We start from the raw sequence: 10,871 nt of genomic DNA, 5'->3' as shown, positions 1-10,871 counted from the left end.
TCAGGTCTTCGGGGAGGCGGGCCGGGCGGGTTCGCTCCCGCTCTCCCGCGAGCGCCGCCAGGGATGGAGAAAGGTGGCGAGGAAGTCGCCGGTGGCGGGGAAGGAGGCGGGATCGCCGAGGCCGACGGCGGCCGGCCGGCGGCCGGGCCGCCAGGTGTAACTGCCGAAGAGGTGGTCCCAGACGGAGAGGTCGGAACCGTAGTGGCCGGCTTCGGACAGGACGGTGCTGTGGTGCAGCCGGTGCTGCTCGGGGCTGGCGAGCAGATGGTTCAGCGGCCCGATGCGCACCTCGATGTTGGCATGGACGAAGTACCCCTGCGCGGTCACGAAGAGACCCACGGCCAGCACCGACTCCCGGGAGAACCCGGCCAGCGCGAGAACCGTCTGGACCAGCCCCTGGGCGAGGACGATGTCGAGGATGTGGTTGACACCGTTGTTGGCGACATTCACCTTGCCCGGGACGTGATGCACTCCGTGCAGCCGCCACAGCAGCGCGTTGGTGTGTCCGAGCCGGTGTACGAGATAGCTGGCCAGCGAGCCGGCGAGCAGGGCGCCGGGGATCTCGGCCCACAGCCCGAGCGCCGGTTCCTCGGGGGACGCGGCGCCGACGGCGGAGGTCACCAGCCACTGGGCGAGGGCGCTGCCCGCCATGGTCAGCAGGAAGTAACAGCCGTACCAGCGCCATTCACCCCGGCTGGGGTGCCAGTCGCGGTCGTGCGGGATCAGCCGCTCCAGCGCGGTGAGGTAGAGGAGCACTCCGATCAGGAAGAGCGGGCTCACCAGGGCCGGCTCCCAGTGGAGACAGAGGGCCGCCGTCCCGGTCGCGACCGTGGCCGCCAGGAGAAAGGGGTAGGCCGTCGCGCGGAGAAATGAGCGCGGGGAGGAGAACGCGGAAGAATTGTCCTCGCTCACGGCGGGCGCGGCCGGGGACATCTCCTCGCCGCATGACGCTTTTTGCTCTTCCATCCATGACTCCTCTGCGAGAGACACGGCACCGGGAAACAGACCAGGGCACAAAAATGACAACGGTCTCGGCCGAGGGGGAAGCCTCCCGGCTCTCGTGCGACTGCTCACTGGGATTACTCACTGGATTCCGCAGGTCGAAAGGGGTCGACATGGGTCGACACGGCTCGACGCGGATGGATGCCTCGGCGGTGCGGAATCCTTTCGCGCACTGCCGGAAGTTCAGAAGCCTCGGATTCTCGGCAGGCTCACACTGAACGCCACCGAACCCCTGTCCAAGGATTCATTGAACAGCACAATCGCCTCGGATGGAATACATCGGAGAGAATCATTCGCCAATGTGAGTTACTTAGTACGACGAGTACTTGATGACACAATGGCGATGAGCATATGAACAGAGAAACAGCGGCGACAGAAATGCGGGAATTCCGGCGGGCGGGTCAGGCCGGTGCGGCGAAGCGGGAGACGAAGCGGCGCTGCCAGGGTGTCTCGACGGCGCGCGGGGAGTAGTGCGCGCGGACATGGGCGACCGCCTCGCCGGCGGGCACCCCGTCGAGCACGGCGATACAGGCGAGCGCGGTGCCGGTCCGGCCGAAACCGCCGCCGCAGGCCACCTCGACGCGCTGCGACCCGGCGCGCCGCCATGCCTCGTGCAGCGCGCCGGCCGCGGCGGCGCGGTCCGCGGGGAGCCGGAAGTCGGGCCAGCGCACCCAGCGGCTCTCCCAGGCCGCGGCGGGCGGCTCCTTGCCCAGCAGATACAGCGCGAACTCGGGCGCGGGGCCGGGCGGGAGCGGGCGCCGCAGACCGCGGCCGCGCACCAGCCTCCCGGACGGAAGCAGCAGAACACCGGGGGCGGTGGGTTCCCATGTGCCGATCACCGCACCACCCTGGCACGGCGCTCCCCGCGCCCGCGGCGGCATGGCGGTATCACCGCGGGGATGATCGCCGGACCCGGCCCGGCGTCCATGGCAATTCGGTCATTCGGGTTGAAGGAATGATGAAAGTCGGACCATCCTTGCGGTCATGAGTCTCACCTCCGCCTCCCTGGAAACGCCCGGCTTGCGGGATTACGCCCATGACTGGGCCCTCGTCGATGTGGAGACCTCGGGTCTGGTCCCGCGCGAGGACCGGGTGCTGTCCATAGCCGTGGTGACGATCGGGCCGGACGGTGAGAGGAGCGGGGAATTCTCGACCCTCCTCGATCCCGGCTGTGACCCCGGGCCGGTCCATGTGCACGGGCTGACCGCCGAACGGCTCCGGGGCGCGCCGGTGTTCGAGCAGGTGGCCGGACGGATCGCGGAGCTGCTGCGGGACCGGGTGCTGGTGGCCCACAACGCGCAGTTCGACTACGACTTCCTCGCGCACGAATTCGCCCGTGCCGGGGTGCGGCTGCCGGTCACCCGGCGGCTGTGCACGGTGGCGCTCAACCGCCGGGTCGACCCGCCCACGGACAATCTGCGCCTCGGGACCCTGGCCGCGCACTACGGGATCGCCCAGCTCCGGGCGCACGACGCGGTGGACGACACGCGCGTGCTGGCGGGGGTGCTGCGCGCCTCGCTCCGGGAGGCGGCGCGGCTCGATCTGGAGCTGCCGTTCGTGGCCTGCCCGCCCCGGCAGGACGCCCGCTTCACCCCGAAGCCGGCCAAGGCGCCGTGCGCCTTCCGCAATCCCGGCCGTTTCGCGCCCGGCGGCGCGCTGACACAGGGGATGAAGGTCGCCCTGACGGGCGAGACCGGCACCGGACGGGCCGGGCTGGCGGGCCGGGCGGTGGCCGCCGGCCTCAATGTGATGTCGTCCGTCAGCCGGCACACCAGCCTGCTGGTCACCAACTCCCCCGCCGCCGCCTCGGCGAAGGCCCGGCGGGCGGTGGCCGAGGGGGTGCCCGTCGTCGACGAGGAGACCTTCCTCGGACTGCTGGCCGGGGTGCTGCCGGGAACACCGCACGAACAGCGGGCGGGAGCACCGGTGGCGGCGGACACCGTGCCGGCGGTGGAGGAGGCGGCTCCGGCGGGCCGGCCGCTGCGCGGCAGGCGGGTGCTGGCCCTGGGCGGTACGCACCCGGTCGCGGCGGCGGCCCGCACCAGAATCGTGGAACTGGGCGGCGCGGCGGCGATCAATCTCTCCGCGGGTGTCACCGATGTGGTGCTGCTGCCCGGCGGCGAGGAGGACCGCCGGATGCCGCGGATCACCGCCCTGGAGATCCCCACCCATCGGCGGGAGTGGCTCACCGCGCCCGGCACCGGTCCCGCGCCGGCCGGGCCCGGCCGGCGGCCGGGGCCGCGGGTGCTCCCGCGCGGCGGTGTGGTCGATCTCCCGGACCGGGCGGAGCCCGCCTCCTGGAGCGTCACCGCCGCCTGGGCTCAGCAGACGACCTGTGAGATCGATCTGGTCGCCTTTCTCGTGGACGAGGAGGACCAGGTCTCCCGGGACGAGAATTTCATCTTCTACGGAGCGCCGGAGAGCCCGGACGGCACGGTGCGGCTCCTCACCGACGGCCCGGCCGAGCAGGCGATCACGGCCCGTCTGGGGGCGCTGCCGGCGGCGGTGCGCAAGGTGGTGATCGCGGCGGCCATCGACGGCAGCCCGGTCTTCGGCGACATCGGCGCCGTCCAGGTCACCATCGGCACCGGCGGCAGCGAAACCCCGCTCGCCCAGGCCGCGCTGGACGCCGCCACCACCGAGCGGACCCTGCTGCTGGCGGAGCTCTACCGCCGGGGCGCCGTCTGGCGCTTCCGCGCGGTCGGCCAGGGGTACGACCACGGGCTCGACACCCTCGCCCGTGGCTACGGGGTGGATGTCGAGAACTGACCCGCGCGGGGGCGGCTGCGCCGGGGGCGCGCCCCGCACACACGGCGGGCGGCCCGCCGCGCCGGCTCCCCCGCGCGGCACGGGCCGTCACTCCCCCAGGAGGCGGGCCGTCGCGGTGTCGAGGCGGCGGGCGGCGGCCGGGGCGAAGGCGGGCGTGGTGAGCGGCAGTCGCCGGTCGCGGCTGACGGCCGCGACCGGGTCGGCGGGCGGCTCGTCCAGACGGCGCAGGAGGGGTTCGATCGCCTTGCCCACCGGCTGGGCGAAGAGCAGGGCGGCCGTCCTGGCGAGGGCGCGGGACGGCTGCGGGAGCTGGTCGGGCTGGCCGGTGCGGACGAAGCCCGGGTTGTGCACGACATAGCGGGTGCGGGCGCCGGGGTGCCGCTCCGGGAAGCTCACCGCGAGCAGATCATTGCAGCGCGAGGACTGAAGAGCCGCGCGCATCCCCCCGTAACCGTCGCGCAGTTGCAGATCGTCCCAGTGGATGCGGCCCCCCGGGCCCCCGGGGGCGGCGAGGTTCAGGATGACCGGTGCCGCCGCCCGCTCCAGCGGCTCCGCGAGGCCGTGGCCGAGCAGATAGCGGCTGAGGTAGGCGAGGGCGAAGGTGAACTCGAAGCCGTCGGCGGTCTCCTCGCGCCGGGGACGGAACCGCTGCGCGCCCAGGATCAGGCCGTCCACCGTGTCCGTCGCGGCCCTCACCTCCGCGAGGACGCTCCGCACCCCGGCGAGCGTGCTCAGATCCGCCCGCAGGAAGACCGCGCGGTCCCCGGCGCCGGTCCGCGCGGCCTCGTCGAGCAGCGCCCGGCCCCTCGCCTCGCCGCTCGCCACCGCGAACACCCGGTCGCCGCGTGCGAGAAGACGTCCGGCGAGGCCCTTGCCCATGCCGTCGGTGCCGCCGGTGATCACATATGTACGCATCATTCCGCCCCTCGTGACAGCCCGGCGGCCGGGATCGCGCCGGCCGCCGGTAAGTCATCACCCGATGACATGGCGGCGATGCTAGGCAGCGGCGCCGAATCGGGTCAACAACGGGTGACTTACGCTGACTTCATGGCCGACACCACCGCTCCACAACCCCGCCGCCGCAATCGCGCGGCCACCCGCGGCGCCCTGCTCGACGCCGCCCGGCTGCGCTTCTCCCGGCAGGGTTTCGACGCCACCGGCGTACGCGAGATCGCCTCCGACGCCGGTGTCGATCCGGCACTGGTCTTCCGCTACTTCGGCTCGAAGGAGAAGCTCTACACGGAGGCGATGTGCGCCTACACGGCCAAGGAACAGGTCGTCGACCGGCAGCGGCCGCTCTCCCATCTCACGGACTCACTGCTCCGGGAGATCGTCCACGGCGACTGGCAGGAGTTCGACGGGGAGCACCCGCTGCTGGTGATGCTCCGCTCCTCGGCCCGCCCCGCCGTGCGCGAACAGCTCTGCTCCCGGCTCTGGGAGAGCCAGCTGGCCGATGTCACCGACCGGCTCGACGGCGAGGACGCCGCGCTGCGGGCCGAGATGATCGGGGCGCTGCTGCTGGGGATGGGCGTCATGCGCTCGGTGGTGGGCTCGCCCGCCCTCGGTGAGGCGTCGTTCGAGCAGACCCGTGCCCTGGTCGGGCGGCTGGTCCGGGTGCTCGCGGAGGGCGACGCCCCGACGGCCCGCCCGCACCGGGGCCGGCGGGCTCCGGGCAGCGGCTGACCCACACGCCGGACGGAGCGGTTTTATCCCGCGCGAGCGGAGATCGGGTCCTGATACTGTCGGCCCGTGGGGCGGCTCCGCATGTGCTTCCTTCTCTTTCCTCTCTGCAAAAGATCCAGCGCATGCACTTTCCGCCCCACAGCTGTGTCCCGCCGCAGGTCCTTTGGCCGATGACCGGCCGGCAATCCGGATGCGTCATGGTTCGCCCGCTTGCTACCTTCGCCAGCGCGGCGCGGCGCTTCTCCGCCCGGCCCTCCGGTCCCACTCCCCCGTGCGCACACGGGAGATGCCCCGAGGCGGGCTCCCGGCTCCCGTTCGCACCATGAGCACTCACCTGCCACCACCGCCGCACCGTCGGGCGGGTGGCACGCTGTTCCGGCGAACCGCCGCCGAAGGGGAGAACCGGCCTTGACGACCACCACGACCACGCCCGCCCGCACCGCCGCCGAGCACGGCCGTGCCCTCGCCGCCGTGCTGTTCTCCCGGCGCGGCACCGTCTACACACCGGCGGCGGACGGCGGAGAGCGGCCGGAGGACCCCCCGGCCGTCATATCGCCCGACACCGGCGCCGGACCGGTGCCGGTGGACACGCTCGCCGGACTCGCCCTCCTGGAGAGCGATCTGCTGGAGCGCGGACTGCTCCTGTCGCCCGGTCTCCGTGATGCCCTCGCCGCTCTCGGCACCACCGCGCTGGCCGCCGCCGGACGCGATCTGCTGGCGGACACCGACACGGCCCTCGGCGCGGACCGCGACCACATCCCGCTCTTCCGGGGCTTCCCCGGGAGCACCCCCGCCAACACCCGCGCCTTCTTCGCCGACCGGGTGCTGACCGTACTGCTCCAGCACCCGGAGCAGCCGTGTGTGCTGTGCTCGGCGGCGGGCAGTGTGCGGGCGGTCTCCCCCTGCGCGCATCTGGTCTGCCGTGCCTGCTTCGACGGCGCCGACTTCTCCGCCTGCCCCGTCTGCCACCGCCGGATCGGGGACGACGGTTTCCTCGACCCGGCGCACCAGCAGGCGGACGGGGACGGCCCGCGCTCGCTGTGGCGGCGCGGCACCGCCTTTCTGCGCCCGGCGCGCCCCCGGCCGACCATCGACCCGAAGCGGGCGCTGCCCAGCAGGCTGCGGGTACTCGGCCACGGCGGCGACCTCACCGCACGCACCGCCGACGCGTGGGCGGAGCTGGACTCCCTGCTCGCCCGGGGCGGCCAGCTCAGCCCGCGGGAGACCGGCGATCTGCTGGTGCTGCTGGAGAGCCGGGAGCGCACCGACCTGTCCTGGCTGCCGGCCGAGGTACCGGGCCGGACCACCCGGGCCCTGCTGTCGGCCTGGCTGCTCGGCGATCGCGCGGCGCACCCGGTGACACTTCCGGCCGTCGCCGCGATGACCGGCACCGCCACCGACGTACTGCGGCTGATCATGGCGCTCTCCGGCGGTGACCCCGGCCTGGTCGGCGGCGGGCGGATCGGCGCGCTGCCGCGCCCGGTGCGCCGGGCGCTGCTGTCGGTGCTCGACGGGCTGGACCCGGCCGCGGCGGCCGAGGACATGGGCCGCCACCGGCAGGCGTGGAAGCACGCGGCGGAGCGGCTGCACCCCTTCGAGCAGGCGGCCCGCCACCCGAGGGCGGCGCTCGCCGTCGCCGCGCTGCGCGGACTCCGGCTCGGCGGCGACCGCCTCTCCGAGCTGCTGCGCGAGACCGCCGCCGGTGTCCCGGGCGCCGATCTCTCCGGCGGGACCGTCGTCCTGCGGAGCGGGCCGGCCCTGATCGAGCGCGCCCTGGCCTCGGGTGACACCGGCACCGCGCTCGCGCTGCTCGCCGGGCGCCCGGGGGAACTGCTGCGCCGGCTGGACCATCTGCTGCGGCTGACCGCCGGGCAGGGCGAGGCGGCGCGGTCGAGCCCGGACGACACCGATCGGATCCTGGCCGCCATGGAGCATGCCCTGCCCCGGGTCTCCCCGGCCGTGCTGCTCTCCGCGCTCGGCGCGCTCCGCACCCGCGCCCGCTCGGGCGAACGGCCGGAGCGGGTGTTCTTCCCCAAGGGCGGCGCCGCGAAGGCGCACATCGTCCCCGACGACCGGGTGGTCCTGCCCGCCCCGGTGGTGGAGCGGGCCGTCACCGCCCTCACCGGCGAGATACTGCGGCGCGCGGGCGCCCTGCCCCCGGTGGAGGTCGCGGTGGTCGACACCGGGCTCGACGGGCTGATCGCGCCCTTCGCCGAACGGACCGCCGCCCGTGCTCTGGTCTCCCTGCCGCGCGGCAGCGAGCTGCCGGTGCCCGACGGGCGGACGGTGCGGTTCTTTCTGCACTGGATGGAGAGTGCGGACTCGGGCCGGGTCGACCTCGATCTGTCGCTGAGCCTCTACGACGAGGAGTGGGTGCCGGCCGGCCGGTGCGACTACACCCGGCTGCGGTTCAAGGAGGACGCGGCGGTGCACTCGGGCGATCTGACGAGCGCGCCCGCGCCCCGGGGCGCGAGTGAGTTCATCGATCTCGATCTGGACCGGCTGGCGGCGGAGAACATCCGCTACGCGGTCGCGGTGGTCTTCTCCTACAACAATGTCGCCTTCGAGGACATGGCGGAGGGGTTCGCCGGGCTGATGGTGCGCGACCGGCCCGGCGGCGACGGACCGGTCTTCGACCCGCGCCAGGTCGAGCAGCGCTTCGATCTCACCAGCCGGGCCCGGGCCTCGGTGCCGCTGGTCATCGATGTCGCGGAGCGGTCGATGCGCTGGCTCGACGTGGTCAAGGGGGTGACCGGCACCGATCACTCGGTGGCGCGGCACCGGGACGGGCTGGGCGTTCTCGCCGGGGGCCTGCACGAGCTGTTCGCGGGCGGCTCCCGGGTGGGTCTGGGCGAGCTGGCCCGGCTCCAGGCCGCCGCCCGGGCCCGTACCGTCGTCCTGCGGCGGCCCGACGGCACCCGGAGCGCGTACCGGCGCCGGGACGGCGAGACCGTCGCCGCCTTCGCCGCGCGCGTCGGCACCCCCGGCACCGATGACGCCGGCCCGGCGGCGGAGGAGGAGGCCGGGCTGGCCTTCCTGGTGCGCGGGGATGTGCCGCTGCCGGCCGGCGCCGAGGTGTACGCCCTGTACCCGGCCGGTCTGGACGCCGGTGCGGTCCGGCTGCTGACCGCCCCGGATCTGGTCACCTCGCTCGCGGCCGGGTGACCCGGCCCGTCCGTACCGGCGGTGCCCCGTGGTGTGTTCGAATTAACTCGGTGCGGTGAGGAGTGAGCCGCGTTCCCAGGGGTAGGCGGGAACCGCCGTGAGGCGGGAAGACACGGGGTGCGAGGCAATACATGGACTGGACCGGATCGCCTGACCAGCTGAAACGGGAACGGACACGGACGACGGACGCCGTCGCCCGGGATGGGGACGCGCGCGGCGAGGCCGCCGTCCCCCGGGCCGGCGCCTGCTACGACGGCGCGCCCGAGAGCATCGCCGCCGCGCGCTCGTTCACGGCCGAGTTCCTGACGCGGGTCCGGGCGGTGTTCGGGCTCCAGGTCTCGGCGGAGGCCACGGCCACCTCGCAGCTCGTGGTGAGCGAGCTGGTGACCAATGCCTGCAAGTACGCCCCCGGGCCGTGCCTGCTGGATCTGGAGGTCACCGGCGGGCTGATGGAGATCACCGTGTGGGACGCCAACCCCGTCCCTCCGGTGGTGTGCGGCACCGACCCCGGCCGGGTCGGCCGGCACGGTCTGGAGATCGTGCTGGCGCTCTGCGAGAGCCTGGACATCACTCTCCCGCCGGTCGGGAAGCGGATCACCGCCCGGGTCGCGCTGGCCCGGTAGCCGGCCCGGCCCCCTCACCCGGCGGACCGGCCGGCTCCCGGGCGGCGGCGGTGCGGGTGATGTTGCGGGCCATCCCGCCGAAGACCACCGAGTGGAACGGCGAGACGCTCCACCAGTAGGCGTGACCGAGCAGCCCCCGGGGGTGGAAGAGGGCCCGCTGCCGGTACCGGGCGCCGCCCCGGCCGTCGTCGTCGGCGCGCATCTCCAGCCAGGCGAGCCCCGGCAGCCGCATCTCGGCCCGCAGCCGCAGCAGCCGCCCCGGCTCGATCTCCTCGACCCGCCAGAAGTCGAGCGAGTCGCCGACCCTCAGCCGGGCCGCGTCGCGCCGGCCGCGCCGGAGTCCGACGCCGCCCGCGAACCGGTCCAGCCAGCCGCGTACCGCCCAGGCGAGCGGGAAGGAGTACCAGCCGTTGTCGCCGCCGATGCCCTCGATCACCCGCCACAGCGCCTCGGGCGAGGCGTCCACGGCCAGCTCCCGGCGGTCGGTGTAGAGGCTGCCGCCCGCCCAGTCGGGGTCGGTGGGCAGCGGGTCGCTGGGGGCTCCCGGGTAGGAGGCGGAGGACCAGCGGGTGGTCACATGGGCGTCCCTGACCCGCTGGAGGGCGAGGGCGAGCGCGGTGTCGAAGGGGAGCGGCCGGCCGGGCTCGTCGGGGACGTACCGGGCGATGTCGTGCTCCCGGCAGACCACTTCGTACCGCAGCGACTCGGTGAGCGGGCGGGCGATGGAGTGCGGTACGGGGGTGACCAGCCCGACCCAGTGGCTGGACAGGCGCGGTGTGAGCACCGGTACGGGCACGATCAGCCGCCTGGGCAGCCCGGCGACATCCGCGTATCCGCGCATCATGTCGAGGTAGGTGATGACGTCCGGTCCGCCGATGTCGAAGGTGCGGCTGACCTCCGGCGGCATCCGGGCTGAGCCGACCAGATAGCGCAGGACGTCCCTTACGCCGATCGGCTGAATCCGGGTCCGCACCCAGCTCGGAGTCACCATCACCGGAAGGCGTTCGGTGAGATAGCGCAGCATCTCGAAGGAGGCCGAGCCGGATCCGATGATGACGGCGGCCCGCAGCACGGTGGTGGGCACGCCGGAGTCCAGCAGAATCCGCCCGACCTCGGCGCGGGAGCGCAGATGGGGCGAGAGCCGGCGGAGCGGGACGCCCTCGGGGGTGAGCCCGCCGAGATAGACGATGCGCCGGAGGCCGGCCGCGCGGGCCTCCTCGGCGAAGATCCGGGCGGCCCGCCGGTCGGTCTCCTCGAAGCGGGAGCCGCTGCCGAGGGCGTGGACCAGGTAGTACGCGGTGTCCACGCCGCGCATCGCGGCCCTGACGGAGGCGCGGTCCAGGACATCGCCGCGCACGGTCTCCACGTCCCCGGCCCAGGGGTGGTCGCGCAGCTTCTGCGGGGAGCGGGCCAGACAGCGCACGGAGTGGCCGGCGGCGAGCAGTTCGGGCACCAGCCGCCCGCCGATGTACCCGGTGGCACCGGTGACCAGACAGGAGAGGGAGGGCCCGGGGCCGGGATCGGATCCGGGGCCGGGGTCGGTCTCCGGCCGGGGGCCGGGTCCGGTCTCCGGGACGGATTCGGTCTCGGGGTCGCCCGGTGGTCCGCCCGTGGTCATCTCGCCGTCTC

General features: G+C 73.9%; 8 protein-coding genes. 4 read left to right on the top strand and 4 right to left on the bottom strand.

Annotated features, from left to right (window positions below):
* Together AAFN69_RS17215 and AAFN69_RS17210 are read right to left on the bottom strand one after the other, a co-directional pair.
* Complete coding sequence (locus tag AAFN69_RS17215) at positions 1 to 933, bottom strand: sterol desaturase family protein (RefSeq protein WP_347729580.1); 933 nt, start codon at positions 931 to 933, stop codon at positions 1 to 3.
* A 470-nt stretch (positions 934 to 1,403) separates the two neighbouring features.
* Positions 1,404 to 1,841 carry a protein phosphatase gene (locus AAFN69_RS17210; RefSeq protein ID WP_347729400.1) on the bottom strand — a complete coding sequence of 146 codons (438 nt, stop codon included), beginning with the start codon at positions 1,839 to 1,841 and terminating at the stop codon, positions 1,404 to 1,406.
* 145 nt (positions 1,842 to 1,986) lie between these two features.
* Between AAFN69_RS17210 and AAFN69_RS17205 the strand changes: the two genes are divergently transcribed.
* The gene (locus AAFN69_RS17205) at positions 1,987 to 3,771 is read left to right on the top strand and encodes a TerD family protein (protein WP_347729399.1); all 1,785 of its coding nucleotides are present in this window, start codon (positions 1,987 to 1,989) and stop codon (positions 3,769 to 3,771) included.
* A gap of 87 nt (positions 3,772 to 3,858) precedes the next feature.
* Here AAFN69_RS17205 and AAFN69_RS17200 read toward each other — a convergent pair whose 3' ends face one another.
* Entirely contained in the window at positions 3,859 to 4,689 is an 831-nt protein-coding gene (locus AAFN69_RS17200) for an SDR family NAD(P)-dependent oxidoreductase (RefSeq protein WP_347729398.1), read from the bottom strand.
* Between the two features lie 129 nt (positions 4,690 to 4,818).
* Between AAFN69_RS17200 and AAFN69_RS17195 the strand changes: the two genes are divergently transcribed.
* The 3 genes from AAFN69_RS17195 (at position 4,819) to AAFN69_RS17185 (ending at position 9,242) form a co-directional block, all read left to right on the top strand.
* Positions 4,819 to 5,454 (top strand): TetR family transcriptional regulator, encoded by a 636-nt coding sequence (locus AAFN69_RS17195; protein ID WP_347729397.1) that lies wholly within the window; start codon positions 4,819 to 4,821, stop codon positions 5,452 to 5,454.
* Between the two features lie 408 nt (positions 5,455 to 5,862).
* A complete protein-coding gene (locus tag AAFN69_RS17190; protein ID WP_347729396.1) occupies positions 5,863 to 8,619 on the top strand; it encodes an MXAN_6230/SCO0854 family RING domain-containing protein in 2,757 nt (918 codons plus the stop codon).
* A gap of 131 nt (positions 8,620 to 8,750) precedes the next feature.
* Positions 8,751 to 9,242 (top strand): ATP-binding protein, encoded by a 492-nt coding sequence (locus AAFN69_RS17185; RefSeq protein ID WP_347729395.1) that lies wholly within the window; start codon positions 8,751 to 8,753, stop codon positions 9,240 to 9,242.
* Here AAFN69_RS17185 and AAFN69_RS17180 read toward each other — a convergent pair.
* Positions 9,214 to 10,860 carry an SDR family oxidoreductase gene (locus tag AAFN69_RS17180; protein WP_347729394.1) on the bottom strand — a complete coding sequence of 549 codons (1,647 nt, stop codon included), beginning with the start codon at positions 10,858 to 10,860 and terminating at the stop codon, positions 9,214 to 9,216. The genes AAFN69_RS17185 and AAFN69_RS17180 overlap by 29 nt on opposite strands.
* Between the last annotated feature and the right edge of the window lie 11 nt (positions 10,861 to 10,871).

Source organism: Streptomyces sp. CAU 1734 (genome assembly GCF_039888735.1).
In the GTDB taxonomy this organism is placed as follows: Bacteria; Actinomycetota; Actinomycetes; order Streptomycetales; family Streptomycetaceae; genus Streptomyces.
The sequence above is the reverse complement of the archived record's forward strand: the minus strand, read 5'-3'. Positions and strand labels throughout refer to the sequence as shown.